This window comes from Lentzea albidocapillata (assembly GCF_000719115.1).
Lineage (GTDB): Bacteria > Actinomycetota > Actinomycetes > Mycobacteriales > Pseudonocardiaceae > Lentzea > Lentzea albidocapillata.
In genome coordinates this window covers 1-25,965 of the sequence record NZ_JOEA01000036.1, presented here as the reverse complement: position 1 = coordinate 25,965, position 25,965 = coordinate 1, and the positions used below count along the sequence as shown (strand labels likewise).

The following is a 25,965-nucleotide window of genomic DNA, read 5'->3' as shown; positions in this document are numbered from 1 at the left end:
TGCGGTGCGTCAAGTGGAAGTGGTAGTTCGGTCGGGTGGAAGTTGCGGAACAACTGGAAGTGCCAGCACTGCGAGAGGTTCGGTGGTGGCGGCAAACTATGGACACAGTCGGTGGAGGTCGCGATGAGCGAAATGGAACGGCGGCGAGGCCCCGCCTTTGACCGGGTCGTTGGGGCGGCCAGCGGCGCTGGGCTCGGCATTCTCGTCGCGCTTGCGTTGGGTCCTGAGGTAGCAGGGGTCATCGGCAACGCATCAGGTCCTCTGATCGAGGAGCTGTCGTACGCAACTCGACAGATCTTGTCCCGCCAGGCAAAGCGCGTGGAGTCGGCAGTTGGAGAGGCGGTTACCGAAGGCGGCTGCCCTCTTGAAGAACTGATTCGTCGGTCCCTCGCAGATGACCGGCGGGCAGCGTTGCTGACGACAGCGTTGCAAGCCGCAGCCGTTGCACAAGACGAGGCGACTGTTCGTGCACTTGGCCGCGCATACGCACGTGGTGTGCTCAGCACGGACGATGCGAAGGTTGACGAGCAATCACGAGTCGCATCCACGCTTGGCTCGCTCGACCCCATGGACGTCCGGGTGCTTCACCTGCTGCGCGGCGGCGAGTATTGGATCAAGAGATCCAAGGAGGACGCGGACTCGCTCGTAATTGTCGACGCTGACCCCGGCGTGGATGATGTCGTGGACACCGTGGTCGCTCGCCTCGCAACGCTCGGCCTGATCACGGATGAAGCAACCTCGTGGGGAGCCTTGGGCAAGTGGCAGATCACCACGTTCGGGATCCGCTGCCTGACTGCTCTCCTCGAAGTCGGCTACACCTCGGCCGAGGATGACGCCGAACACGTTGAGGACAGCTCGTAGCCGGGCAGTTGAGCGTGGGCCGTCAACGCGCTCTTCAAACCAAAGAAGCGGGCTGACGGCCTGGAGACGGCCTGACAAGATCAGCTAGCTAGAAAACACCAGGTCAGGAGTACATCGCGAGCCAGATGGCGATGTAGTGGCAGATCGCCGCCACCACGGTCGCGGCGTGGAAGAACTCGTGGTACCCGAACACCTGCGGCCAGGGATTGGGCCACCGGGTCGCGTAGAAAACCGCGCCCACGGTGTAAAGCGCCCCACCCACCAGCAGGAGCACCAGGGCAGCAACCCCGGCGTGGTGCAGCAGCTCGGGCAGCACGAACACCGCGACCCACCCGAGTGCGATGTAGATGGGGACCCCGAGCCACCGCGGCGCGTGCGGCCAGGCCAGCTTCAGGGTCACGCCCAGCAGAGCGCCGATCCAGACGACCCAGAGCACGGTGCTCCCGGTCCCCGGATTCATGGCCAGCAGAGCGAACGGTGTGTAGGTACCGGCGATGAACACGAAGATCATCGAGTGGTCCATGCGCTTCATCCACGTGCGCACGCGGTCGGACTTCCACGTCACGCGGTGGTACAGCGCCGAAACGCCGAAGAGGCCCAGGACTGTCAGGCCGTAGACGGAGGTTGCCAGGGCAGCGCGCGCGGAGACGGTGGACGCCGCGAGGGCGATCAACGTCGCGCCTGTCGCCACTGAGGCGATGAACGACCAGAAGTGCAGCCATCCACGCAGGCGCGGCCGCAGTCCGGGCTGGGGAGGAACGGTCGCAGTGGTCACAGGACCCAAGGTTACGCGACCGTAGGTTTCCGACCAGTACTCAGTGATGAACCTTGCACGGCGTACGCTGTTCGGACGTGGCACTCCGCACCCGTGTGAAAGACGTCGCTATCCACCTCTACGAGTGGATTCTCCGCCGCGAACTGAGCACGACGCCACAGGCACCCAAGCACGTCGGCGTGGTCCTCGACGGCAACCGCAGGTGGGCCAGGGAAGCCGGCTTCACCGATGTCGCGCACGGGCACAGGGCCGGCGCGCGCAAGATCCTCGAACTGCTCGACTGGTGCGGTGACGCCGATGTGGAGGTCGTCACCCTCTGGATGCTGAGCACCGACAACCTCAACCGGGACAACGACGAGCTCGCGCCGTTGCTCGACATCATCGCGGACATCACCGACGAACTGGCCGGCGACGGCAAGCCGTGGCGGGTCCGGCACGTCGGCGCCATCGACATGCTGCCCAAGGAGCACGCCGAGCGGCTCACGAACGCCGCGGCCCGCACCAAGAACCGCACGGGCATCCAGGTCAACGTCGCCGTCGCCTACGGCGGGCGGCAGGAGATCGCGGACGCGGTCCGGAAGCTCCTGCAGGCGCACGCCGAGCGCGGCGGCACCATCGAGGAGCTCGCCGAGGTGCTCGATGTCGACCACATCGCGGAGCACCTCTACACCTCCGGGCAGCCCGACCCCGACCTGATCATCCGCACGTCCGGTGAGCAGCGGCTTTCCGGCTTCATGCTCTGGCAGTCGGCGCACTCGGAGTTCTGGTTCTGCGAGGCCTACTGGCCCGGCTTCCGGCGCACCGACTTCCTGCGGGCCATGCGCGAGTACGCCAAGCGTCACCGCAGGTACGGCGGCTGAGAGCAGCAAAAGGGGCGCCCACCGCGAAGGTGAGCGCCCCTTTTTTCAGCCTGATGACGATCAGCCGTGGTAGTGGCCGAAGTCGTCGCCGTCCTCGATGCCGCCGGCGGCGCAGGTCTCCGTGATGGAGGGCGAGTTCACCGGAACCGCAGCACCGAGCACGCCGACGTTGTTGCCACAGGCACCGATAACACCGTTCAGGTTGTTGGCGTTGCCGACGATCAGCAGCGGCTCGTTGACCCAGTGGTGGCCGGGAGCGGCCATCGCGGGGGAACCGACGGCAACGAACGCAGCAGCGACACCGAGGGCGGCCGCAACCTTCTTCAGCACGATTTTTCTCCTAATCAAGGTTTGAACGGGAAAAACGCATCTGGGGGCGCCAGAAATGACGCCCCCAGACGTACGGCCAAGAGAGAGATCAGCCCTCGTCGACGATGCCGCCGGCGGCGCAGGTCTCGGTGATCGACGGCGAGTTGATCGGCACAGCCGCACCCAGCACGCCGACGTTGTTGCCACAGGCACCGACGGTGCCGTTGAGGTTGTTGCCGTTCAGCAGAACCAGCAGGGGGCCGTTCGACCAGTGGTGGCCGTGGCCACCGTGCCAGCCGTGGCCGTGGCCCTCGCCGGCCATGGCGGCCGGGGCGAACGCGAGCGACAGGGCGGCTGCGGCGACGACCGCGGCACAAACCTTCTTCACGTCAATCTCCTTCATGTCGGGTTTTCCCCGTCATTTCCGGAGTCTTCGGGGATCTCCGGAGCGGTGGGGTCTCCGTGCGGAAACGCTATAGGTACTGATCTCGAATGGCGGCCCGCGTGACCCCATTGTGTGACGCCAAGATCAACGACATTCCCCGATCAGGTGGTCGTCGTTTCACGATTCGGTCGCGAGTAAGGCGCTGTGGTAGACGCCTTAAGCTCTCCGACTCATGGACGCCGACGAGCTGGTGCGCGGATATCTGGTGCTGGGGCTGCGCCTCGGGCGCCTGGTGTCCGGGTTCGTCGACTCGTTCACCGGCGACCCGGCGTTGAGCCGCGCCGTCGACAACGAGCCGCGCCTGCACCCGAGGGCACTGGGCGACCACGCGCGGTTGCTGCGCAGGGAGATCCCCGGCAGCGACCTCGCTGAGCAGCGCAAACAGTTCCTCGACGCGCACCTGCGGGCGTTGGAGTGCACGGCGCGCACGCTCGACGGCGAGCGCGTCTCGTTCGTCGACGAGGTCGAGCGGTACTTCCAGGTCCGCATCCGCCCCGGCGACGAGGACGCGTACGCGCAGGCCCACCGCAACCTCGACGTGGCGCTCGCCGGGCCCGGTTCGCTGGCTGACCGCCTCACGGCCTTCCGCGCGGCCGACGAGGTGCCCACGCGGAGGCTCCAGGGCGCCGTACAGGCCCTGTCGAGCGCGCTGAGGGACCGGGTGCGCCAGAAGTACGCGCTGCCCGAGCAGGAGATTGTGGAGTACCGGGTCGTCACGAACAAGCCGTGGAGCGGCTTCAACTACTACCTCGGCGGCTACCGGAGCCGGGTCGCGATCAACGCCGACCTGGGTCACCGGATGGCGAACCTGCCCCATCTGGTCGCCCACGAGTCCTATCCCGGCCACCACACCGAGCACTGCCGCAAGGAGTCGGGCCTGGTCGCCAAGCGCGGCCACGCGGAGCAGTCGATCTTCCTGATCAACACGCCGCAGTGCCTGATGGCCGAGGGCATGGCGGACCTCGGCCTGCACGCCGCGGTCGGGCCGGGCTGGGGCGTGTGGACGGAGCAGATCTTCCGCGACCTCGGGTTGCGAATGGACGGCGAACTGTCCGAAAAGGTCGAGTCGGCGGCATCGGGCCTGCTCACGGTGCGGCAGGACGCCGCCCTGCTGCTACACGATCGTGGTGCGGATCAGGATGACGTCGTTGCGTATCTGCGCAGGTGGCTGCTAGTCCCCGAGCGTCGCGCACGGCAGATGGTCCGCTTTCTGGCCGATCCGCTGTGGCGCGCGTACACCACGACTTACGTCGAAGGGGTGCGCCTCGTGCGGGCCTGGCTCGACGTCCGAGCGCCCGGCGAATCGCTCGACTCCCGCTATCTGAGACTTCTCGACGAGCCCCTCGTGCCGAAATCACTCGAATCCCAGGTAAGGGACGGCTTGTCGTGGCTGGCGCGCAACACCCACGAGAACAGCATGTGACCAGCGGAAACACGGCTACGGTCACGTTTCGGGATGTTGTCGGGCAGATGACAACTCGGGATTCACCTGTGTGGCTTCGTGCAGACGGGGCACTCCCGCAGGTAACTTCGAAAGCGGCGGGACGCGACCACTGCGGACCGCGCAGGGAGGCTCTGATCGTGGCAGACAACGTCGCGAGGGGGCCGGCACCCGGCCCTCGTGGTCGGCCAGCCTGACGCCACACCGGCGGAAGGCGGGACGATCGATCAGGGTGGTGCCTGGCCCAGCGAGGAGCGGACGCGGGTGCCGCGTTCGTGAGGGAGTTGCCGTGAACGCACGACGTCCCGCGAGCCGTTCCTCAGGCTCATCGCGCAGTTCTTCCTCCCGGCGCAAGTCCGCCGCCCCAGCCATCACGACATATGTGCTGGACACGTCGGTACTGCTGTCCGATCCTCTCGCCGCCACCCGTTTCGCGGAGCACGAGGTCGTGCTCCCGCTCGTGGTGATCAGCGAGTTGGAGGGCAAGCGCCACCACCCCGAACTGGGCTGGTTCGCGAGGGAAGCCCTGCGACTGCTCGACGACCTGCGCTTGCGGCATGGTCGCCTCGATTCGCCGATCCCCATCGGGGATCTGGGAGGCACCTTGCACGTCGAGCTCAACCACTCCGACCCGGAGGTGTTGCCATCAGGTTTCCGAACGGACTCCAACGACGCCCGAATCCTCGCCTGCTCCCTCAACCTCGCTGCTGAGGGACGCAACGTCACCCTGGTGACCAAGGACATGCCCCTGCGGGTCAAGGCCGGATCGGTCGGCCTGCAGGCGGAGGAGTACCGGGCACACGACGTCACCCTGTCAGGCTGGACCGGGATGTCCGATCTGGACGTTCCACAGTCCCTGGTGGACAGCCTGTTCAAGGACAACGTCGTCGACCCCACCCAGTACGAGGACCTGGAGCACATCGCGGAACTGCCCTGCCACACCGGAATCCGGTTGCTGGCGGGCACCTCGAGCGCTCTGGGCCGGGTGACCGCGGACAAGCAGATCAAGCTGGTGCGCGGAGATCGGGAGGCGTTCGGACTGCACGGGAGGTCCGCCGAACAGCGGATCGCCCTGGATCTGCTGCTGGACTCGGAGGTCGGCATCGTCTCGCTGGGCGGGCGTGCCGGCACCGGAAAATCGGCACTGGCGCTGTGCGCCGGTCTCGAGGCCGTGATGGAACGCAGGCAGCACCGCAAGGTCGTGGTGTTCCGGCCGTTGTACGCGGTCGGTGGCCAGGAGCTCGGCTACCTGCCGGGTAGCGAGAACGAGAAGATGGGGCCGTGGGCGCAGGCGGTGTTCGACACCCTCGGCGCGCTGGTGAGCCAGGCGGTCGTGGAAGAGGTGATGGACCGGGGCATGCTCGAGGTCCTGCCCCTCACCCACATCCGCGGCCGCTCGCTGCACGACTCCTTCGTGATCGTGGACGAGGCGCAGTCGTTGGAGCGCAACGTGTTGCTGACCGTGCTGTCGCGACTGGGCAGCAACTCGCGGGTGGTGCTGACGCACGACGTGGCGCAGCGCGACAACCTGCGGGTCGGCCGGCACGACGGCGTGGCGGCGGTGATCGAGAAGCTGAAGGGCCACCCGCTCTTCGCCCACGTCACCCTGACGCGCTCGGAGCGTTCGCCGATCGCGGCTCTCGTCACCGAGATGCTGGAGGACTACGCCTCGTAGTGTCGTGAACGAGCACCGGCCCCGCGCGACTTTTGTTGCGCGGGGCCGGTTTCGCTTTTCACCATCCCCCTGGCAACGGCCTTCCTTCCGCGAAGCCGGCGGCGGACTGGATGCCGAGCACAGCCTTGTCGTGGAACTCCTCCAGCGAGTTCGCACCGGCATACGTGCAGGCCGAGCGAACGCCGGACGTGATCGCATCGAGCAGGTCCTCCACGCTCGGGCGCACCGGGTCCAGGCTCATCTTCGAAGTGGAGATGCCCTCTTCGAACAGTCCCTTCTTGGCCCGGTCGAACGCGTTGTCACTGCGCGTCCGCGCCGTCACGGCACGCTTCGACGCCATTCCGAAGGATTCCTTGTAGAGGTTCCCGCGCTCGTCCCGCTGCAGATCCCCGGGCGACTCGTAGGTCCCCGCGAACCAACTCCCGACCATCACGCTGCTGGCACCGGCGGCCAACGCCAGCGCCACGTCCCGCGGATGCCGCACACCACCATCGGCCCACACGTGCTTGCCGAGCCTCCGAGCCTCCGCGGCGCACTCCGCCACGGCGCTGAACTGCGGCCGCCCCACCCCGGTCATCATCCGCGTGGTGCACATCGCGCCGGGGCCGACACCGACCTTGATGATGTCCGCGCCGGCCTCGACCAGATCCCGGACACCCTCCGCGGTGACGACGTTGCCCGCCGCGACCGGCACGCTTGGGTTCGCTTCCTTCACGGCCTTGAGCGCCGCGATCATCTTCTCCTGGTGCCCGTGCGCCGTGTCCACGACCAGCACGTCGACCCCGGCCTTGATCAACGCCTCGGCCTTGGCCCGCACGTCCCCGTTGACCCCGACCGCGGCCGCGACCCGCAACCTGCCGTCGTCGTCGGTGGCGGGCTTGTAGACCTCGGCCCGAAGCGCGGTCAGCTCCGTCAGCACGCCGCGAAGCCTCATCGACTCGTCCACACCCAACGCGATCTTGTGCGCGCTGTGGTGAAGCTCGTCGAACACGTCCTGGGGCCGCGAGTCGAGCGACAGCTTCAACACGTCGGTGTTCATCACGTCGCCGAGCCGCGCGAACCGGTCGACGCCCGTGAGCGCCGCCTCGTCGACGACGCCAAGGGGCCGCCCGCCATCGTCCACCACGACAACGGCCCCATGCGCCCGCTTGTGCAACAGGTTCCACGCGTCCGCCACCGCGTCACCCGTGGTGAGCGTCAACGGGGTGTCCCAGACGGGATGCCGCTCCTTGACCCACGAGATGATCTCGGCGACGGCCTCGGTGGGCACGTCCTGCGGGATGACGACAAGCCCGCCACGCCGCGCGATGGTCTCCGCCATCCGCCGCCCGGCCACGGCCGTCATGTTGGCGACGACGATCGGGATCGTGGCCCCGGTACCGTCCGAAGTGGAGAGGTCGACGCCGAACCGCGACTCCACGGCGCTACGGCCGGGGACGAGGAACACGTCGTCGTAGGTCAGGTCGTAAGAGGGTCGATGCCCTTCGATGAACCGCACGTGCTTCCACGATACCCGCAGCGTCTCGCTTGGGCACCCGGCTCGGACGTCACGGCTTCCAGACGTAGCCGGTGGTCGTCGTCACCACGACGAATCCGAGGCGTTCCAGGATCGGCCTGCTGTCTTCCGTCGCGTCGACCTGCAAGTACTTCAGACCTCGTTCGATCGCGACGCGCGCACGGTGTGCCACGAGCGCGCGGTAGATGCCCTTGCCCCGCCAGGCGGCGAGCGTGCCGCCGCCCCAGAGTCCGCCGAACTCCGTGCCCGGCACGATCTCCAGCCGTGCCGACGACACGACCTGGCCGTCCGCCTCGGCGACCACGACGACCGTGTTCGGGTCGTCCTGCTTCTCCAGCAGGTAGTCGGCGAGCCAGGTGCTGTTCCTGCCGAACACCTCCGTGGCCGTGGCGGCGAGCCGATGCAGGTCGGCTTCCTCCTTGGTCTCGCGCAGGAGGATGCCGTCTTCGAGGCGGACCGGCCCCGCCATCTCCTCGGCGAGCCCGATGAGCACGGTCTCGCGACCCTCGGAGACGAACCCCGCCGCCTCCAGCCGTTCCGGCAGGTCAGCGGGCCTGTCGTGGCCCCAGGTCTTCCACTCGAAGGCCTGTCCGCGTGCGGCGAAGAAGTCGCGCTGGCGTGCGATCGCCGCGTCCAGCTCGGCGCCGACGAGGTGGAGGTCGGGCGGGCCCGCGACGAAGCCGCGGCGGTGGTCCCAGGCGACCCGGAACACCTCCGAGTCCTGCACGGCGTCGGGATACGCCTCCCACTCGGCGGAGCGGGCCTGGGTGTCGAATGCGCTGAGCAGTGCGGAAGCGTCGGTCACTGGCTTGACGCTATTGCCGGGCGTTGACGGCCGCACTCGATTTTCGAACCAGCACCGCGCGAGCGCGAGCACGCTGACCGGCCACTCCTCGGTGAGCACGCGCTGGAGGCCGGGGTGCTCGGAGCCGGTGATGCGGAGCAGCCACTCGTAGACGCGGCTGAACTCCTCGTTCTCCCCATGCCACCACGCTGGCGGCGGTCAGGCCTCGGGATTCGGTTGTGCGGTGGGCAGGAGCGCCCTCACCTCCTCGATCGTGGTCGCTTCCGACGGGTCCTTGTCCGGGCGGTAGCGGACGACGCGGGCGAACCGCAGCGCCACGCCGCCGGGGTAGCGCGGCGAGACCTGCACGCCGTCCAGTTCGATCTCGATCACCAGTTCCGGGCGGACCATGACGACCCAGTCGTTCTGCTCGGTGGCGATCTCCCGCAGAGCTTTCGTCTGCCACCTCAGCAGCTCGTCGGTGAGGCCCTTGAAGGTCTTGCCGACCATCACCGGCGGGCCGCCGTCCGGGTCGCGGGCGCCCAGGTGCAGGTTCGACAGCCAGCCGCGGCGGCGGCCGCTGCCCCACTCGACGCCGAGCACGACCAGGTCGAGCGTGTGCACCGGCTTCACCTTCTGCCAGGCGCTGCCACGGCGGCCTGCCGCGTAGGGCGAGGCCAGCGACTTGACCATCACGCCCTCGTGGCCTGCGGAGAGCGCTGCCGTGACGACGTTCGCCGCTTCTTCCGGCGATGGGTCCAGCACGCCCAGGATGACGTGCTCGCCCGCCACCTGCCGCAGTGCGGCCAGGCGATCGCGCAGCGGCTCGTCGAGCAGGTCCTTGCCGTCGAGGTGCAGGCAGTCGAAGAAGTACGGGTGCAGCAGCAGCTCACGTTCGTCCTGCGCGCCGAACCTGCTCATCGTCTCCTGGAACGGGCGGGGTCTGCCCTCGTCGGTCAGCGCCAGCGTCTCGCCGTCGAGCACCACCGACGTGCACGGCAGGCCGCGCACGAGTTCGACCAGCTCCGGCACCGTCTTGGTGATCTCGCGCAACGTGCGCGTGTAGACGTGGACCTCGTCGCCGGAGCGGTGCACCTGGATGCGCGCGCCGTCGAGCTTGTGCTCCACCACGCAGCTGCCGAGCTCGGCCAGTGCCTCATCCAGCGACTCCGCCGGCGAGGCCAGCATGGGCCGCAGGGGGCGCCCGACCTCCAGCCGGAACGCCTCCAGCACGGGCGCGCCGCCCTCCAGCGCGGCCACCGCGGTCTCGGGTAACCGGCCGGACAGCATGAACGCCCGCCGCACCGTCTCGCCCGGCACGTCCGCGGCCGAGGCGATCGCGTCCAGCATCACGCCCTCCAGCGCGCCCTGGCGGAGCTCGCCGGTGAGCAAGCGGCGTAAGAAGTCCTGCTCCGCCTCCGTCGACCGCGCGAACAGCGCCGTCAGCAGGCCGGCCCGGCGCTGCGCCGAACCCTTGCCGGACGTCGCCGCCACCTCCGCCAACGCGGCGTCGACCTCGGCGATCGTCAGTTCGGCGCGGGCCGCGGGCGGCACGGACAGGTCGACGACCGTCCGCCAGCCCGCACCGATGCGACCCTGCCGCGGCGTGCCTATGAGGAACGACACCACCGCGACCACCACGTCCGCCGTCGCCGCGCGCAGCAACGCGGACAACGCCTTGACCTTGGCCAGGCGTGACCGGGTCGCCGCCACCGCGGCTGACGTGTCGACCACTTCGGAAAGGAGCACGGTTCAATGGTGCACCCGAGCACTGACAATTTCTGGAGGCTCGGGCTAGGCTGACCCGGACAACCGTTCTACCTGGGGGTTTACCGCACTATGCGTGCATTCATCGCTGCCGCGCTGCTCTTCGCGGCCGTCGCCGTCACCTCCTTCGCCGGTCCCGCCACCGGAGATCGCGAACACATCCTCGGCGCTGACGCCGACGTGAGCGCAAAGCGAGAGCACATCCTCTAGGCGACCGCGACGTCGGCGATTTCCCTGACCGCCTCCCGCAGACGGTCAGGGGTGAGCGCCGCGTAACCGAGCACCAGACCGGGCCACATGGGCGTGCGCGTGTACTGCGCCAACGCCCAGACGTGCACGCCACGCTCCGCAAGCCTGCTCTTCAACGCGAGGTCGTCCGTCCCGTCGGGCATGCGCAGCACGACGTGCAACCCTGCCGCGACGCCGATGGGCTGCCATGCGGGCAGATGCTCCGCCACGGCCTCCAGCAGCGCGTCCCGCCTCTTCCGGTAGAGCGCGCGCGTACGGCGCAGATGCCGGTCATAGCCGCCCGTCCGCAACAGGTGCGCGAGCGCGGCCTGCGGGATCGTGCCGGTGCCCATGTCGTTGTACTGCTTGCGTTGCACGATGCCTTCGCGCAGACGTTCCGGCACCACAAGCCATCCGAGGCGCAACGCGGGCGCCAGCACCTTGCTCGTCGTGCCTTGGTACACCACATGTTCGGGCGCGAGGGCCTGCAACGCCCCCAAGGCCGGCCGGTCGTACCGATGCTCGGCGTCGTAGTCGTCCTCGATGATCAACGCGTCCCGCTCGCGAGCCCACTCGACGAGCGCCCGCCGCCGTTCCGGGTGCAGCACCATACCCAGCGGAAACTGGTGCGCCGCAGTGACCAGCACCGCTTTGCAGTCCGTTTTGGACAGAAGGTCGACCCGGATACCCTTGTCGTCCACCGGAACCGGCACGGTGACGAGACCGTGCGAACGCAGCATGTTCTCGCCGCCGAAGTGACTGGGTTCCTCGATCGCGATGCTGCCGTTCACGATCCGGGCGGTGAGCTGCAGGCCGTCCGCCGCGCCGTTGGTGATCACCGCGTCCTTCGCGACCACCGCCCGGACGCGGGAGAGGTAGTCGACGATCTCCTTGCGCAGTCCCAGAAAACCGGCGGGGTCGGGATAGGCGAGGTCGTCGTCGGGAAGTTCGGCGAGAGCCGCCCGATGAGCCGCCACCCAGTCGGCGCGCGGGAACGCGCCCAGCGCGGGCAGGCCGGGCCGCAGGTTGTACCGCCACCGCTGCGGCGGCTCGGGCACGCCGCACGCACCGGCCGGCCCGAGGCTCGCGACCGTCGTCCCCGACCCGCGCCGCGTCGTGAGATACCCCTCCGCGACGAGCTGCGTGTACGCCGACGTCACCGTGCCGCGCGCCACCCCGAGCTGCGCCGCCAGGTCGCGGCTCGACGGCAGCCGCGTGCCGGGCAGGAGCCGCCCGTCCCGGACAGCCCGGCGCAGTTCCGCTTCCACCCCGCGACGCCGCTGGTGCTCCGGCAACAACAGCTCGCGAAAAGTGGTCCAGTTCGTGGTCATCGAAGTGGAGCTTAAACCTGGACCAGTTCGGCGCAAGGCTCTGAGGCATGAAACTCGGGGTGGCCGCGGGAGCGACAGCGGCAACGATCGTCGGCGCGTCGGTGCCGATCACCGGCATGCTGGAGGGCTACCCGGTCCTGACCGGTCAGGCCATGCGCTACGCCCTCGGCGCGGCCGTGTTGCTGCTGGTGGCACGCCGTTTGCCGATGCCTTCGTGGCGCGACATCCCACCGTTGCTCGGGGTGGTCGTCACGGGCATGCTCGGGTTCAACGCCGTGCTCATCGCCGCCCAGCAGTACGCGGAACCGGGCTTCGTCGCCGCCGTCATGGGCGGCGCACCCATCGCACTGGCGCTGCTCTCGCGTCAACGAACCGCATCCGCCGTGGTGGGCGCCGTGGTGGTGGCGGCAGGCATCGTGCTGTTGTCCGGCGGCGGCTCGTGGCACGGCCCAGGCCTTGCGCTGGCATTGATCACAATGGCCGGGGAGGTCTGCTTCACCTTGTTCGCCGTGGGAGTCGTACGGCGCCTCGGTGTACTCGGCGTAGCAACCTGGACGTGCATCTTGGCGACGGTGATCGGCGCCGTGCTAGGCACGTTCTTCGGCGGCTGGCAGATGCCGAACGCCCGGCAGGGCTTCTCGCTCGCGCTGCTGGCCGTGGTGGTGACCGCGCTGGCCTTCGGGCTCTGGTACTTCGCCGTGAACCGCTTGGGCTCCGACCGCGCGGGCGTGCTCATCGGCCTGATGCCGGTGTCCGGCCTGGCGACCTCCGTGCTGCTGGGCGCGCAGGAACTCTCTCTCGTCTCCGTCGCCGGCGTCACCACGGTCGCACTCGGGTGCGTCATCGGGCTCCGGCGAGGGACGCACGAACCAACGGGAACACACCACACACACGACGCGGGCCGGGTACCCCCAAAATCAACAATAGCGAACGGGTCTGACACTCCTGCGGAAGTTGTTGCGCCGTAAGGGTGTCAGGAGTTGTCGACCGCGACCGCCATCTGCCGGACGATGGCCCGCCACGAACCTGAGGAAGCTGAACGACGCCTCGTAGCCGACTGGGCTGTAGTGCTCCAGGCATTTGCACAGAGCGTTGACGCGATGGCCCAGCGGCAGCGAGGTGTCGAGGGCCTTCCTTGCAGAGCCGGCGAAACGAAGAAAGACCCAGTGCCGCCGCCGACATCTCGTCGGGCGAACGACCCTGGGCCTCGTTGACGAACGTCTCGAACGCGCCCGGCCCGCCCCGGACGACCGCTGCCGCGACCGACGTCAGATCCACGCGCAGGACGCTAGGCCAGATCCGGCCCCTGCGAACGGAGATCGTCCACCTTCGACATGGCATCGCGCAGTTCGCCGAGCCACGTGTCCGCGTGCTCGCCTACCAGGCGCACGGCCCATGCCAACGCGTCTGCGCGTGAGCGGGCCACGCCGGCGGCGACCAGCGTGTCGAGCACCTGGCGTTCTGGCTGACGCAGGCGCGTCATGACCGGCACGGCCAAGTGCGTGAACAGTTCGCGCGTGCTGCCCAGAGAGGCACCCCAGGCGACCTTGCGGCCGTAGCGGTGCTCGGCCTGGCGGGCGATCTCGATGCGTTCGTCGCGTGTCTCCTCGCGCCAGCGCGAGATGCGGCCCGACTCGGCCGCGGAGCGTGAGGCGTCGTCGAACTCGCCCTCCAACGGCGTGAGCGTGCCGATGACCGTGATCTCCTCGCGGTCGACGATCACCTCCGCGGCGCCGGTGAACCAGCCGTCCGGGAGCCTGCCCGCGAACCACGCCGCCGCGTCGTCGGCCGAGGGCAGGTCAGCCTGCTGCCACCCGCCTCTTCCTCGCCATCCACGTCCCATTACAACCACCCTGATTACATGATTACGTTGTAACCGACGTTACGCCTGCAATCGGTCAGGGAGTGTTCGCCGTCAGCGAAGTGACCAGGGCATCTACCGACACGACGGGCCGGTCGCACACGTAGCCGCGGCACACGTACGCCGCAGGACCTTCGTCGACCAGCGGACGGTCTTCGAGCAACGGCACGGACGCCGGCTCTCCGGCCACAACGACGCTGCCTCCGGGCACATGGGCGACCGCCGCCGCCCACAGCGACGCACGGCGCATGTCGTCGGCACCCACCACCGCCACCTGCAACGGGCCTGCGACCAGCGCCTCGGCGACGGTGAGCCAGTGGCCGGCGAACCGAGGTGCACGCGCGGCCAGCAGACCGGCCCGCGTCACCGCCTCCGAAGCCGCGGTGAAGTAGCGCGAAGAACGATCTGCGCCGCACAGCAGGGAAGCCGTCAGCAAGGCTGAGGCCAGCGACGACGCACCGGAGGGCGACGCGTTGTCGGTCGAGTCCGCAGGACGCCTGACCAACGCCTCGGCATCGTCAGCGGTGTCGTAGTAGGCGCCGGGGGAGTCCGGCACGGCGAACCGCGCGAGAGCGGTGTCCAGCAGGCCGCACGCGAGATCGAGCCACCGGATCGAGCCGGTGACCTGGTGCAACGCCAGCAGGCCGTCGGCGAGACAGCCGTAGTCCTCCAGCACGCCGAACGACGGCCCGGCGACGCCGTCACGCGAGGTCCGCAGCAGCCTGCCCTCGACCAGGTGCACCGAGGCCAGCAGCGACGCCGCCTCCGAAGCCGCCGAGATCCACGACTGCTCACCGAAGAACGCGCCCGCCTCGGCCAGCGCGGCGATCGCCATGCCGTTCCAGGAGGCGATCACCTTGTCGTCACGGCCGGGCTGTGGCCGCAGAGCGCGCTTCGCCAGCAGCGCGGCCCGCACCTCCTCCCCCGGCTCCGACACGAACCGCAACGTGGACTTGCCGTCCTCGAAGTTCGGTTCGGCGGTCACGCCGAAGGCAGCGGCCGCCGAACCAAGCTCCTCGAACGACCACACGTACGTCAGGCCTTCGACACCGGCAGTGTCCGCGTCCAGCGAAGCCGCGAACCCACCTTCAGCCGTCCGCAGGTCCCTCAGCAGGAACGAAGCCGTGTCCCTGGCGACCCGCTCGTAGCGCGCGGAACCCGTCACCCGAGTCAGGTGCGTGTAGAAGCGGAGCAGCAAAGCGTTGTCGTACAACATCTTCTCGAAGTGCGGCACCACCCACGAGGCGTCGACGCTGTAGCGCGCGAACCCGCCGCCGAGCTGGTCGTAGAGCCCACCGTTGGCCATCGCGTCGGCCGTCGCGGTCGCCATCGACACGGCCTCGACCGAACCGGTGCGTTCGTGGTGGCGCACCAGGAACTCCAGCGCCATCGACGGCGGGAACTTCGGCGCGCCACCGAACCCTCCGTTGCGCCGGTCGAACTCGCCGAGCAGCGACACCACCGCGCCAGCAAGTACATTTGCGTCCACAGTAGACGGAGGCAAGGGCGAGGCGTGGCGTGAGATCTCTTCCACCACAGCGGAAGCCGACTCCAGGATCTCGCCGGGCTGCGCCGCCCAGGTCGCCGAGACGGCCTCGATGAGCTGCCGGAACGACGGCATGCCAGGACGGGGAGCAGGCGGGTAGTAGGTGCCGGCGTGGAACGGCCGCGCGTCCGGCGTCAGGAACACTGTCATCGGCCACCCGCCGTGGCCGGTCATGGCCTGCGTGACCTCCATGTACACGGCGTCGACGTCCGGTCGTTCCTCGCGATCCACCTTCACCGGCACGAAGTTCGTGTTCAGGAACGAAGCAATCTCGGCGTCCTCGAACGACTCGTGCGCCATCACGTGGCACCAGTGACAGGCCGCATAACCGACGGACAGCAGCACCGGCACGTTGCGCCGTCGTGCCTCGTCGAACGCCTCCTCGGTCCAAGGCCACCAGTCGACCGGGTTGTCCGCGTGCTGCAGCAGGTAAGGGCTGGTCGCGTCCGCAAGCCGGTTAGTCATGCGAACCACACTAAATGAGCAGCGCAGAGGCCGAATCTCGATCAGACTCAGGCTCGTGTTGCTCACCATGACCACGACGCACCAGCCGGCGACCGACCTGGGCCACCTGCTGCACAAGCATCCCGACCGGGCTCAGTCCTTCACGACGAGCTCGGGCGTCGCGCACGTCTTCTACCCGAAGGCGACGAACGAGGAATGCACGGTCGCCCTCCTGCTGGAGGTCGACCCCATCGCGCTCGTCCGAGGTCCCGGCAGCACGCTCACCCAGTACGTCAACGACAGGCCGTACGCGGCCGGGTCGTTGCTCACGGTCGCGCTCGGCAGCGTGTTCCGCACGGCCATGAACGGCCGCAGCGAGAGCTACCCCGAACTCGCCGCGACGCCGATCCCGCTGGTCATCCGCATTCCCGCGCTGCCACACCGGCTCGCGGCGCGGCTGTTCACGCCACTCGGCTGGGCCGTCGAGACGACCGGGCACGGCGACTCGCGCTTCGGCGACGTGACGCTGACCGGCACCGTCAGGCTCAGCGACGCGCTGAAGCACCTCTACGTGCTGCTGCCCGTGCTCGACGGCGGCAAGCACTACTGGGTCGCGGCCGACGAGGTCGACAAGCTGCTCAAGGCCGGTGACGGCTGGCTGGCGGCCCACCCGGACAAGGAGCTGATCACCACCCGGTACCTGGCGCGCAAGCGACCGTTGATCACCTCGGCCCTGGAACGCCTCGCGGACGTCGACGAGGTCGAGCCGGAGGAGCTGGACAACGCGCTGGCCGAGCCGAAGATCTCCCTTGCCGCACAGCGCAAGGAGGCGGTGGTCAAGGCACTGAAGGAGGCCAGGGCCAAGCGCGTGCTCGACCTCGGCTGCGGTGGCGGGGCGCTGCTGCGCGCGCTCGTCAACGAGCCCGAGTTCACCGAGATCCACGGTGTCGACGTGTCCGCGAAGGCGTTGCAGGAGGCCGCGCGCAAGCTGCATCTGGATCGCATGGGCGATCGGCAGCGCGAGCGGATCACGTTGCGGCAGTCGGCTTTGACGTACGCGGACCCCGAACTGGCCGGCTACGACGCGGCGGTGCTGATGGAGGTCGTCGAGCACGTCGACCCGTCGCGCCTGCCCGCGCTGGAGCACTCGGTCTTCACCGTGGCACGCCCGGCGACCGTGCTGGTGACGACGCCGAACGTCGAGTACAACGTGCTGTTCGAAACGTTGCCGGAAGGCCAGATGCGGCACTCCGACCACCGTTTCGAATGGACCCGGGCAGAGTTCCAGGAATGGGCGAACGACGTCGCGGAACGCCGTGGCTACGCAGTGCGCTTCGTGCCGATCGGGCCGGAGGACGCCGAACGCGGCGCGCCGACCCAGATGGCCGTGTTCAGCTCGGGAGACGTGAACTGATGGAACTGAAGATCCCTGACCTGTGTCTGGTGGTGCTCGTCGGCGCCTCCGGTTCCGGCAAGTCCACGTTCGCGCGCAAGCACTTCCTGCCCACGCAGGTGTTGTCGAGCGACTACTTCCGCGGGCTCGTGGCCGACGACGAGAACGACCAGTCGGCGTCCGCGTCCGCGTTCGACGTGCTGCACTATGTGGCGGGCAAGCGGCTGGAGGCCGGGCGCGTCACCGTGGTCGACGCGACCAACGTGCAGCCGCAGGACCGCGCCCAGCTGGTCGCGGTGGCGCGCAAGGCGAACGTGCTGCCGGTCGCGATCGTGCTCGACACGCCGACCGAGGTGTGCTTGGCGCGCAACGCGCAGCGCCCCGACCGCGATTTCGGCGCGCACGTCGTGAAGCGGCACCGGTCGGCGTTGCGCCGCTCGCTGAAGTTCCTCGGCAAGGAGGGGTTCAAGCGCGTCCATGTGCTGCGCTCCGAGTCCGATGTGGACAACTCGACGATCGCGTACGAGCGCCTGCTCAACGACCTCAAGCACGAGACCGGCCCGTTCGACGTGTTCGGTGACGTGCATGGCTGCCGCGCGGAGCTGGAGGAGCTGCTCAGCGAACTCGGCTACACCCTGGTGCGTGACGACGAGGATCGAGCGGTCGACGCCGTTCCGCCGGGCGGGCGCAAGGCCGTGTTCGTCGGCGACCTCGTGGATCGCGGCCCGGACACTCCGGGCGTGCTGCGTCTCGTGATGGGCATGGTCTCCAACGAGCACGCCATCAGCGTGCGCGGAAACCACGAGGAAAAGCTCGTGCGGGCGATGCGCGGCCACAAGGTGACGGTCCGGCACGGGCTGGAGAAGTCGTTGGAGCAGTTCGCGCACGAGCCGGAGGAGTTCCGCCTGGCCGCGACGAAGTTCTGCGACAGCCTGGTCGCGCATTACGTGCTGGACGGCGGGAACCTCGTCGTCGCGCACGCCGGACTGCCCGAGCGTTACCACGGCCGTGCGTCCGCGAAGGTCCGTAGTTTCGCCCTGTACGGCGACACGACGGGTGAGACCGACGCGCACGGACTGCCGGTGCGCCTGCCGTGGGCGAACGACTACCGCGGCTCGGCGATGGTGTTGTACGGGCACGTCCTGACGCCCGAGGCCGAGTGGATCAACAACACCATGTGCCTCGAAACGGGCGTGGTGTTCGGCGGCAAGCTGACCGCGTTGCGCTACCCGGAGAAGGAGCTCGTCTCCGTCAAGGCACATCAGACCTGGTACGAGAACGACGCGCCGTTCCCGCCGAAGGCCGTCGAACGCGCGCCGGACGTGCTGGCGCTCACCGACGTCACCGGCCTGCGCCGGATCGACACGTCGCTGATCGGTGCCGTGACGATCCGCGCGGAGCAGTCCGCTTCGGCGTTGGAGGTCATGAGCCGGTTCGCGATCGACCCGCACGACCTGATGTACCTGCCGCCGACGATGGCGCCCACCGCGACCTCACAGCGCGACGACGTGCTGGAGCACCCGGAGGACGCCTTCGCGGAGTACCGGGCCGCCCAGGCCGGGCAGGTGATCTGCGAGGAGAAGCACATGGGCTCCCGGGCGGTGTTGCTGGTACGCAAGGAAGGTGGCGCGATCTACACGCGCACCGGCCGTGCGTTCTTCGACGGCGCGCTGGGCACCGAACTGCTGGACGGCGTGCGCGAAGCGGCCAAGCCGTTGTTCGACGAGTTCGCCACGGACTGGCTGCTGATCGACGCCGAGCTGATGCCATGGAACGCCAAGGCTTCCGGCCTGATCCGCGAGCAGTACGCGGCGGTCGGCGCGGCGGCGAACGGCGCGCTTCCGGTCGCGGTCGACGCACTGGCAGCGGCGGCGGCACGCGGTGTCGACGTAACGGAACTGTTGGCGCGCACGACACAGCGCGCCTCGAACGCCGCTGCCTACAGCGCGGCGTACGAGCAGTACTGCTGGCCCACCGACGGGTTGGAGGGCGTGCGGATCGCACCGTTCCAGCTGCTCGCGGCGGAGGGCCGGACGTTCCACGACCGTTCGCACCTGTGGCACCTGGAGACGCTGGGCAAGCTCGAAGGACCGTTGTTCCAGCGGACCCGGCACCTCGTGGTCGACGTGAACGACCCTTCGCAGGTGGCCGCCGGCGTGAAGTGGTGGGAGGAACTGACCGCGGACGGCGGTGAGGGCATGGTCGTGAAGCCGCTGGCGAACCTCGGCGGACGCGTGCAGCCGGGCGTGAAGGTGCGCGGGCGCGAGTACCTGCGGATCATCTACGGCCCGGACTACACGTCGCCCGAGAACCTCTCGCGGCTGCGCAAGCGTTCGCTCGGCCGCAAGCGCGGACTCGCCCTGCGTGAGTACGCGCTGGGCATCGAGGCCTTGGAACGCCTCGTGCGCGGCGAACCCCTGTGGCGGGTGCACGAGTGCGTCTTCGGCGTGCTCGCGCTGGAGTCGGAACCGGTGGACCCACGACTGTGATCCTCGAAGCGGTGATCGGCTCGCACGCCTACGGGCTCGCGAGCGCGGAGTCTGATGTGGACAGACGCGGGGTGTTCGTCGCGCCCACGGAAGCGTTCTGGCGCCTGGAGAAACCCCCGACTTCGGTCGAGGGACCAGATCCAGAGCAGCTCAGCTGGGAGGTCGAGCACTTCTGCAGGCTGGGCCTCAAGTCGAACCCGACGGTGCTCGAAACGCTGGTGAGCCCGCTGGTCGAGATCAGCACACCGTTGGGAGAGGAGCTGCGGGACCTGTTGCCCGCGTTCCTCTCCCGGTACGCCGTGCGAGCTTTCACGCGCGCGACGGAGATGCAGCTGTCGCGCGCGGGCCGGAACCTCAAGCCGAAGCAGCTCATGCACGTCGTGCGGTTGCGGCTGGTGGGGTTGAACCTGCTGCGCACGGGCCGTTACGACATCACGGCGGACCGCTCGTTGCTGAAGATCCGCGACGGCTCGATGGCCTGGGACGACGCGGTCGCGTGGGCGCATCGGCTCGGTGACGAGATCACGCACGCTGAAGGCCCACTGCCCGAGGACCCTGATCGGGCAAGGGTCGAGGACTGGCTGGTGTCGGTGCGCAGGAGGATGTTGTGAGCTACGAGGTACCCGACCTGAGTGCGGTGGTCGCCGAGCAGTCGCACAACCTGCTGTTCGCGACCGTGTCCGGCGCACACCTGTACGGCTTCCCGTCGCGCGACTCGGACGTGGACCTGCGCGGCGTGCACGTGCTGCCGCTCGCCGAGGTCCTCGGGTTGCGGCACGGTCCGGAGACCAAGGAACGGATGTGGGTGCGTGACGGCGTCGAGATCGACCTGGTCACGCACGACGTGCAGAAGTTCTGCCGGCTCCTGACCCGCCCGAACGGCTACGTGCTGGAGCAGCTGCTCTCGCCGTTGGTCGTGCACACCACGGAGGCGCACCGCAAGCTCGCCGCCCTGGCCGCGGGGTGCCTGACCTCACGGCACGGGCACCACTACCGCGGGTTCGCCGCCACCCAGTGGCGGCTGTTCGAGAAGACCGCGGAGATCAAGCCGCTGCTCTACACGTTCCGCGCGCTGCTGACCGGCGTGCACCTGCTGCGCACCGGTGAGGTGAACGCGCACCTGCCGACTTTGCTCGAGGAGCTCGACGGCCCGGACTACCTGCCGGGTCTCATCGAGGCCAAGATCCTCGGCGAGCACCGGGCGCTGGCCGGGGTGCCGGACAGGCCCGCTCCCGAACGGCTGGAGGCGGACCTCGCGCACTGGCACGAGGAGCTGCGGCAGGCGCGGGAGACCAGCGATCTGCCGTTGGAACCGCCGGCCTTCGAGGAGGTCCACGACTTCGTGGTCTCGACGCGGCTGACCTGACCTCGGGCCGGACGTGCCCGGCTGACCTGACCTCGGGCCGGACGTGCCCGGCTGACCTCGGGCCGGACGTGTCCGGCTCGCCTGGCTCGGCAGTGGCCCACGGCTCGGCTGCCGTGACACTGCTCGTCTTCTTCATCTGATCTGGCCTGGCCGGGCTCACCCCGGCCTGTCCTGACCCTCGCCCCCGCGCTTCCTCCTCCTGCGGAACGAAGGAAACGCGATTTGCGTTCCCGCCTATCCACAACCTACCGCGCTCCAACATCCCAGCAGGTCAGCGAGCTACAACCTGTGGACAACTCGCGATCATGACAATCCGGCGAGTCGTTTCACCGCCGGGGGCACGGGAGGGCAGAGGGCAGCGGTACGCGAGGGCAGCGGTACGCGAGGGCAGCGGTACGCGAGGGCAGCGGTACGCGAGGTCAGTCCTTCTTCTTCGGAGCCTTCTTCTTCGAAGAAGAGGGCTCCGAAGAAGAAGGCTGAGAAGAAGAAGGCTGCGAAGAAGGCTCGGCCGGTGCGTCCTCAGACGCCTCGGCCGGCTCGTCGAACGATGCCGGCAAACCCTTGATGTGCTTGTTCATCGACTTGACGAGGAAGAACACCGCGATGAAGAAGACGATCAGCAGGACAAGGCCGACCGGGGAGGACTTGCCGAAGTCCTCGCCCTGGCCGCCCTTGTCGTCGTCGTTCGTTTTCGACGGCTGCACGGCGACCAACGCCACCGTGCTGCCGACGGAGAAGTCTGGGGAGAGCACCCCTAGACCTTAACTCCGGCGAACAGGTCGTTCTCCGGCAGCGTCGAGTCGACCAGGGAGCGGACGAGCTCGTACTCCTCGGTCGGCCAGATCTCGCGCTGCAGCTCCATCGGGATGCCGAACCAGCGGCTGGTCGGGTCGATCTGGGTGGCGTGGGCCTTCAGCGCCTCGTCGCGGACGTCGAAGTAGTCCGCGCACTCGACCTGGGTGGTCACGCGGTCCATCACGTCCGGACGGTCGGTGCTCCAGTTCGCGAGCCACTCGGTGTACGGCGACTCCATGCCGCGAGCCTCCATCGCCTCGTGGAACGCGAGGATCTTGGCGCGCGAGAAGCCGTGTCCGTAGTAGACCTTCCGCGTCTCCCATGCCTCGCCCAGTTCGGGCTGGTAGGCCGGGTCGGCGGCCACGTCCAGGGCGGCCATCGAGATCTCGTGCGTGCGGATGTGGTCCGGGTGCGGGTAGCCGCCGTTCTCGTCGTAGGTCACCACGACGTGCGGGCGGAAGTCGCGGATGGCCTCCACCAGGGACGGCACCGATTCCTCCAGCGGCACGAGGGCGAAGCACCCATCGGGCAGTGGCGGCAGCGGGTCGCCCTCGGGAAGGCCCGAGTCCTTGAAGCCCAGCCAGCGGTGCTGGATGCGGAGGATCTTGGCCGCGCGGGCCATCTCCTCCCGGCGAACCTCGATGATGTTCTCGAGCACGTCCGGCCTGTCCATGGCCGGGTTGAGGATGCTGCCCGCACCGCCGTCAGTGCAGGTCACGACCATCACGTCGTGCCCTTCGGCGATGTAGCGAGCCATCGAGGCCGCGCCCTTGCTCGACTCGTCGTCGGGATGTGCGTGCACTGCCATAAGGCGCAGCTTGTCGGCCATGACCCCCGTGGTCCTCCTGTGTGAATGGTCCTGCGACACTCATCAACTGAACGCCGGGCACCATTGTTCCCCAGAGGCCGAGGAGGGCGCGGAGAAGTGGCACAACGCGTGCTCCCCGAGGGGCGCTACAGCAAGCGGGGGCGCAAACCGCTGGCCATGTGGGCCCGATGGGCATTACTCGCCGTAGCCGTCGCGGTAGGTGCCGTCATCGCCTTCGTCGGTTACCGAAATCTCGGCACAAAGCCGATCGAGGCGAAGCAGACCGCGTTCATCCTCCTCGGCGACGACCAGGTGAAGGTCAGCTTCGAGGTTTCCCGAGATCAACCGGAGCGTGCGGCTGTCTGCATCATTCGGGCCCGGTCCAAGGACGGGGACGAAGCAGGCAGACGTGAGGTTCTGGTTCCGCCGGGAAATGACGTCGTCGTCGAGACAACCGTTCTCCGCACCTCGAAGCCGCCGGTCACCGGCGAAGTGTTCGGGTGCTCCTACCAGGTTCCCGCCTACTTGTCCACGAGCTAGCGGCCAAGCGGGTGATCTGCGGTTTAAACGGCGAGATGGGGAACAAATCGCCGTCGCTGAACGTTGTCTACGTGTTACTATTGCCGCTCAAGCACGGCCCCGGCGCGGGCCGTGTTTTTCCGTTCCGGGCCCACGGCCCGGGAACTATCTGGGGCACACGCGTGCGCCGGAGCAAGACGAGGAGTTGGTGACCGTGAGCGACACCCAGGTGACCTGGCTGACCCAGGAGGCCTACGACCGGCTCAAGGCTGAGCTGGACGAACTCATCGCGTACCGCCCGGTCATGGCTGCCGAGATCAACGCCCGCCGCGAGGAGGGTGACCTCCGTGAGAACGGTGGCTATCACGCGGCTCGCGAGGAGCAGGGCAAGCAGGAGGCGCGCATCCGCCAGCTGCACGAGCTGCTCCAGGCCGCGAAGGTCGGCGAGGCCCCCACCACCAAGGGTGTCGCGGCACCGGGCACAGTGCTCACGATCCGCTACGAGGGTGACGACGAGACGGAGACTTTCCTCCTCGCCACCCGCGAAGAGGGCGCGCACGGCGAGATGGAGGTCTACTCCCCGCTTTCGCCGCTCGGCAAGGCCCTGAACGGCGCCAAGGACGGCGAGACCGTGTCCTACGAGCTGCCGAACGGCAAGCAGCAGAAGGTCACGTTGATCTCGGCGGTTCCTTACCAGTCGTAGTCACGCCATAAACCTGCGAAAGGGCGGTCACTTCGGTGGCCGCCCTTTCACGCGTTCCAGCAAAGGCCGCACACGTGGAGGCACCGGCGTCGACAACGCAATGGAGGTCGACAGCCTCCGGACGTGAGGGACGTCGACGATGTGATCTACCACGCGCTGCAGGTCCGCATTCGATCTCGCGACCATTCGCACAAACAGATCGCCTTGTCCCGTCGTCGCATGCACCTCGCACACCTCGCTGATCGCAGCCAGCCCTTCGCACACCTCGGCCCGGCGTCCCTGTGCGATCTCCACCGTCGCGAACGCCGTCAGCCCGTATCCCATCGCGCCGAGGTCGAGCGCCGGCGGGAATCCGGTGAGCACTCCTCGCTCGACCAGCCTGTCCAGCCGGGCCTGCACGGTTCCCCGTGCGACGCCCAGCCGGCGGGAGCATTCGAGGACGCCCAGCCGGGGTTCGTCCGTCAAGAGCAACAGCAGCTTCGCGTCGAGTTCGTCCACAGGCTGGTCAGAGTGCTCACTCTGCTGATCCAAAGGCATAGATCACTATACAAATTGTCCTATGAATTCGCTGACTGTTGCTCACCCTGTCAGGTCGACTCATGCTGATGGGCATGACGCAGCAGCTTGACGACGTGAGCTACGACCAGCTCCGGCAGCTCGTGGGGTTGGTCGACTACGACGCGACCAAGGACCCCTTCCCCGTGCGCTCCATGGACGCTGTGGTGTTCGTCGCGGGCAACGCCACGCAGACCGCGTGGCTCTACCAGGTGGCGTTCGGCATGGAGCTCGTGGCCTACGCGGGCCCCGAGACCGGCCAGCGCACCCACAAGTCGTTCGTGCTGAAGTCGGGCTCGGCCCGCTTCGTGATCCACGGCGGCGTCACGCCCGGCTCCGAGCTCCTGGACCACCACCGCCGCCACGGCGACGGCGTGATCGACCTGGCACTGGAGGTCGGCGACGTCGACCAGTGCATCAAGCACGCCCGCGAGCAGGGCGCCACCGTGCTGGAGGAGCCGCACGACATCACCGACGAGCACGGCACCGTCCGTCTCGCCGCGATCGCGACGTACGGCGAAACCCGCCACACGCTCGTCGACCGCTCCAAGTACACCGGCCCCTACCTGCCCGGTTACGTGGCGCGCAGCTCGTCCGTGAAGCGCCCGGAAGGCGCCCCGAAGCGCCTCTTCCAGGCCGTCGACCACTGCGTCGGCAACGTCGAGCTCGGCAAGATGGACTACTGGGTCGAGTGGTACAACCGCGTCATGGGCTTCGTGAACATGGCGGAGTTCATCGGCGACGACATCGCCACGGACTACTCCGCCCTGATGTCGAAGGTCGTCTCCAACGGCAACCACCGCGTCAAGTTCCCGCTGAACGAGCCGGCGATCGCGAAGAAGAAGTCGCAGATCGACGAGTACCTCGAGTTCTACGAGGGCGCGGGCGTCCAGCACATCGCGCTGGCGACCAACGACATCATCACCACCGTCACGGCCATGCGCGACGCGGGCGTCGAGTTCCTCGAAACGCCGGACTCCTACTACGACGACCCGGCGCTGCGTGCGCGCATCGGCGAGGTCCGCGTCCCCATCGAGACGCTGAAGGAGCACCGCATCCTCGTCGACCGCGACGAGGACGGCTACCTGCTGCAGATCTTCACGAAGCCGATCGGCGACCGCCCGACCGTCTTCTACGAACTGATCGAGCGCCACGGCTCCCTGGGCTTCGGCAAGGGCAACTTCAAGGCACTTTTCGAGGCGATCGAGCGCGAACAGGAGCGACGCGGCAACCTCTAGTGGTGTGGCTCGGCACGTTGCCGGTGCATCCGCGGTCAGACGGGTGCATCGTGGTGCCGCCCCCACGTCCTCGTACTGGTTGTACGGGGTCGTGGGGGCGGTGCCGCGAGGCACCCTGCTGACCGTGGATGCGCCGCCGACGTGCCGAGTCACGCCACTAGTTGTACTTGGCCAATACGTTGGTGACGGTGTGTCGGCTTGATCATGGGTGAGGCCTCCGGGTGCGGTGGTGATTGCGAAGTCAGTCACCACAACC

At 68.2% G+C, this 25,965-nt stretch carries 25 protein-coding genes; 13 read left to right on the top strand and 12 right to left on the bottom strand.

Annotated features, from left to right (window positions below):
- Positions 1 to 123 precede the first annotated feature (123 nt).
- Positions 124 to 861 (top strand): hypothetical protein, encoded by a 738-nt coding sequence (locus IG04_RS47015; RefSeq protein ID WP_144065645.1) that lies wholly within the window; start codon positions 124 to 126, stop codon positions 859 to 861.
- A gap of 103 nt (positions 862 to 964) precedes the next feature.
- Here IG04_RS47015 and trhA read toward each other — a convergent pair whose 3' ends face one another.
- Positions 965 to 1,636 carry a PAQR family membrane homeostasis protein TrhA gene (gene trhA / locus IG04_RS0140340; RefSeq protein ID WP_030482027.1) on the bottom strand — a complete coding sequence of 224 codons (672 nt, stop codon included), beginning with the start codon at positions 1,634 to 1,636 and terminating at the stop codon, positions 965 to 967.
- A 77-nt stretch (positions 1,637 to 1,713) separates the two neighbouring features.
- Here trhA and IG04_RS0140335 point away from each other — a divergent pair, with 77 nt between their 5' ends.
- Positions 1,714 to 2,496 (top strand): isoprenyl transferase, encoded by a 783-nt coding sequence (locus IG04_RS0140335; RefSeq protein WP_030482026.1) that lies wholly within the window; start codon positions 1,714 to 1,716, stop codon positions 2,494 to 2,496.
- A gap of 60 nt (positions 2,497 to 2,556) precedes the next feature.
- On the opposite strand, the gene IG04_RS0140330 is transcribed toward IG04_RS0140335, so the two are convergent.
- Together IG04_RS0140330 and IG04_RS0140325 are read right to left on the bottom strand one after the other, a co-directional pair.
- Positions 2,557 to 2,826: a hypothetical protein gene (locus tag IG04_RS0140330; RefSeq protein WP_030482025.1), complete on the bottom strand. Its 270-nt coding sequence runs from the start codon at positions 2,824 to 2,826 to the stop codon at positions 2,557 to 2,559.
- An 88-nt stretch (positions 2,827 to 2,914) separates the two neighbouring features.
- Positions 2,915 to 3,193, bottom strand: coding sequence for a hypothetical protein (locus IG04_RS0140325; protein ID WP_245816661.1), 279 nt, complete (start codon positions 3,191 to 3,193; stop codon positions 2,915 to 2,917).
- Between the two features lie 229 nt (positions 3,194 to 3,422).
- Between IG04_RS0140325 and IG04_RS0140320 the strand changes: the two genes are divergently transcribed.
- Both IG04_RS0140320 and IG04_RS0140315 read left to right on the top strand, forming a co-directional pair.
- Entirely contained in the window at positions 3,423 to 4,673 is a 1,251-nt protein-coding gene (locus IG04_RS0140320; RefSeq protein ID WP_030482023.1) for a DUF885 domain-containing protein, read from the top strand.
- A 388-nt stretch (positions 4,674 to 5,061) separates the two neighbouring features.
- Positions 5,062 to 6,366 carry a PhoH family protein gene (locus IG04_RS0140315; RefSeq protein ID WP_420843990.1) on the top strand — a complete coding sequence of 435 codons (1,305 nt, stop codon included), beginning with the start codon at positions 5,062 to 5,064 and terminating at the stop codon, positions 6,364 to 6,366.
- Between the two features lie 58 nt (positions 6,367 to 6,424).
- Here IG04_RS0140315 and IG04_RS0140310 read toward each other — a convergent pair whose 3' ends face one another.
- The 3 genes from IG04_RS0140310 to IG04_RS0140300 all read right to left on the bottom strand — a co-directional run bounded on the left by IG04_RS0140310 (position 6,425) and on the right by IG04_RS0140300 (position 10,415).
- Positions 6,425 to 7,864 (bottom strand): GuaB1 family IMP dehydrogenase-related protein, encoded by a 1,440-nt coding sequence (locus IG04_RS0140310; RefSeq protein WP_030482021.1) that lies wholly within the window; start codon positions 7,862 to 7,864, stop codon positions 6,425 to 6,427.
- Between the two features lie 49 nt (positions 7,865 to 7,913).
- Complete coding sequence (locus IG04_RS0140305; protein WP_030482020.1) at positions 7,914 to 8,687, bottom strand: GNAT family N-acetyltransferase; 774 nt, start codon at positions 8,685 to 8,687, stop codon at positions 7,914 to 7,916.
- A gap of 198 nt (positions 8,688 to 8,885) precedes the next feature.
- On the bottom strand, positions 8,886 to 10,415 hold the full coding sequence (locus tag IG04_RS0140300) for an ATP-dependent DNA ligase (RefSeq protein ID WP_030482019.1): 1,530 nt from the start codon (positions 10,413 to 10,415) through the stop codon (positions 8,886 to 8,888).
- Between the two features lie 90 nt (positions 10,416 to 10,505).
- Here IG04_RS0140300 and IG04_RS47010 point away from each other — a divergent pair, with 90 nt between their 5' ends.
- Positions 10,506 to 10,643, top strand: coding sequence for a hypothetical protein (locus tag IG04_RS47010; RefSeq protein WP_157513124.1), 138 nt, complete (start codon positions 10,506 to 10,508; stop codon positions 10,641 to 10,643).
- Here IG04_RS47010 and pdxR read toward each other — a convergent pair.
- Complete coding sequence (pdxR, locus tag IG04_RS0140290) at positions 10,640 to 11,992, bottom strand: MocR-like pyridoxine biosynthesis transcription factor PdxR (RefSeq protein ID WP_030482018.1); 1,353 nt, start codon at positions 11,990 to 11,992, stop codon at positions 10,640 to 10,642. The genes IG04_RS47010 and pdxR overlap by 4 nt on opposite strands.
- Positions 11,993 to 12,039: 47 nt before the next feature.
- Here pdxR and IG04_RS0140285 point away from each other — a divergent pair, with 47 nt between their 5' ends.
- Complete coding sequence (locus IG04_RS0140285; RefSeq protein WP_084402075.1) at positions 12,040 to 12,960, top strand: DMT family transporter; 921 nt, start codon at positions 12,040 to 12,042, stop codon at positions 12,958 to 12,960.
- A gap of 320 nt (positions 12,961 to 13,280) precedes the next feature.
- On the opposite strand, the gene IG04_RS0140280 is transcribed toward IG04_RS0140285, so the two are convergent.
- Together IG04_RS0140280 and IG04_RS0140275 are read right to left on the bottom strand one after the other, a co-directional pair.
- Positions 13,281 to 13,835, bottom strand: coding sequence for a hypothetical protein (locus IG04_RS0140280; RefSeq protein WP_030482016.1), 555 nt, complete (start codon positions 13,833 to 13,835; stop codon positions 13,281 to 13,283).
- A gap of 55 nt (positions 13,836 to 13,890) precedes the next feature.
- A complete protein-coding gene (locus IG04_RS0140275; RefSeq protein WP_030482015.1) occupies positions 13,891 to 15,864 on the bottom strand; it encodes a thioredoxin domain-containing protein in 1,974 nt (657 codons plus the stop codon).
- 55 nt (positions 15,865 to 15,919) lie between these two features.
- Between IG04_RS0140275 and IG04_RS0140270 the strand changes: the two genes are divergently transcribed.
- The 4 genes from IG04_RS0140270 to IG04_RS0140255 are packed head-to-tail and all read left to right on the top strand — an operon-like array spanning position 15,920 to position 21,091.
- Positions 15,920 to 17,257 (top strand): 3' terminal RNA ribose 2'-O-methyltransferase Hen1, encoded by a 1,338-nt coding sequence (locus IG04_RS0140270; RefSeq protein WP_030482014.1) that lies wholly within the window; start codon positions 15,920 to 15,922, stop codon positions 17,255 to 17,257.
- Complete coding sequence (locus IG04_RS0140265; protein WP_030482013.1) at positions 17,257 to 19,725, top strand: polynucleotide kinase-phosphatase; 2,469 nt, start codon at positions 17,257 to 17,259, stop codon at positions 19,723 to 19,725. Before IG04_RS0140270 ends, IG04_RS0140265 begins: the two co-directional genes overlap by 1 nt.
- Positions 19,722 to 20,336 carry a nucleotidyltransferase domain-containing protein gene (locus tag IG04_RS0140260; protein WP_030482012.1) on the top strand — a complete coding sequence of 205 codons (615 nt, stop codon included), beginning with the start codon at positions 19,722 to 19,724 and terminating at the stop codon, positions 20,334 to 20,336. The genes IG04_RS0140265 and IG04_RS0140260 overlap by 4 nt, the downstream gene beginning before the upstream one ends.
- Positions 20,333 to 21,091, top strand: a complete 759-nt coding sequence (locus tag IG04_RS0140255; protein ID WP_030482011.1) for a nucleotidyltransferase domain-containing protein — start codon at positions 20,333 to 20,335, stop codon at positions 21,089 to 21,091. The genes IG04_RS0140260 and IG04_RS0140255 overlap by 4 nt, the downstream gene beginning before the upstream one ends.
- A 419-nt stretch (positions 21,092 to 21,510) precedes the next feature.
- On the opposite strand, the gene IG04_RS0140250 is transcribed toward IG04_RS0140255, so the two are convergent.
- Positions 21,511 to 21,810 (bottom strand): hypothetical protein, encoded by a 300-nt coding sequence (locus IG04_RS0140250; protein WP_051771902.1) that lies wholly within the window; start codon positions 21,808 to 21,810, stop codon positions 21,511 to 21,513.
- Between the two features lie 35 nt (positions 21,811 to 21,845).
- A complete protein-coding gene (mca, locus tag IG04_RS0140245) occupies positions 21,846 to 22,715 on the bottom strand; it encodes a mycothiol conjugate amidase Mca (RefSeq protein ID WP_030482009.1) in 870 nt (289 codons plus the stop codon).
- A 96-nt stretch (positions 22,716 to 22,811) separates the two neighbouring features.
- Between mca and IG04_RS0140240 the strand changes: the two genes are divergently transcribed.
- Together IG04_RS0140240 and greA are read left to right on the top strand one after the other, a co-directional pair.
- On the top strand, positions 22,812 to 23,234 hold the full coding sequence (locus tag IG04_RS0140240) for a DUF4307 domain-containing protein (protein ID WP_030482008.1): 423 nt from the start codon (positions 22,812 to 22,814) through the stop codon (positions 23,232 to 23,234).
- A gap of 184 nt (positions 23,235 to 23,418) precedes the next feature.
- Positions 23,419 to 23,916: a transcription elongation factor GreA gene (greA, locus tag IG04_RS0140235; protein WP_090007240.1), complete on the top strand. Its 498-nt coding sequence runs from the start codon at positions 23,419 to 23,421 to the stop codon at positions 23,914 to 23,916.
- Positions 23,917 to 23,943: 27 nt separating this feature from the next.
- Here greA and IG04_RS0140230 read toward each other — a convergent pair whose 3' ends face one another.
- Entirely contained in the window at positions 23,944 to 24,453 is a 510-nt protein-coding gene (locus tag IG04_RS0140230) for an Lrp/AsnC family transcriptional regulator (protein ID WP_030482006.1), read from the bottom strand.
- Positions 24,454 to 24,527: 74 nt separating this feature from the next.
- On the opposite strand from IG04_RS0140230, the gene hppD reads away from it, so the two are divergent.
- Complete coding sequence (hppD, locus tag IG04_RS0140225; RefSeq protein ID WP_030482005.1) at positions 24,528 to 25,709, top strand: 4-hydroxyphenylpyruvate dioxygenase; 1,182 nt, start codon at positions 24,528 to 24,530, stop codon at positions 25,707 to 25,709.
- Positions 25,710 to 25,965: the final 256 nt, after the last annotated feature.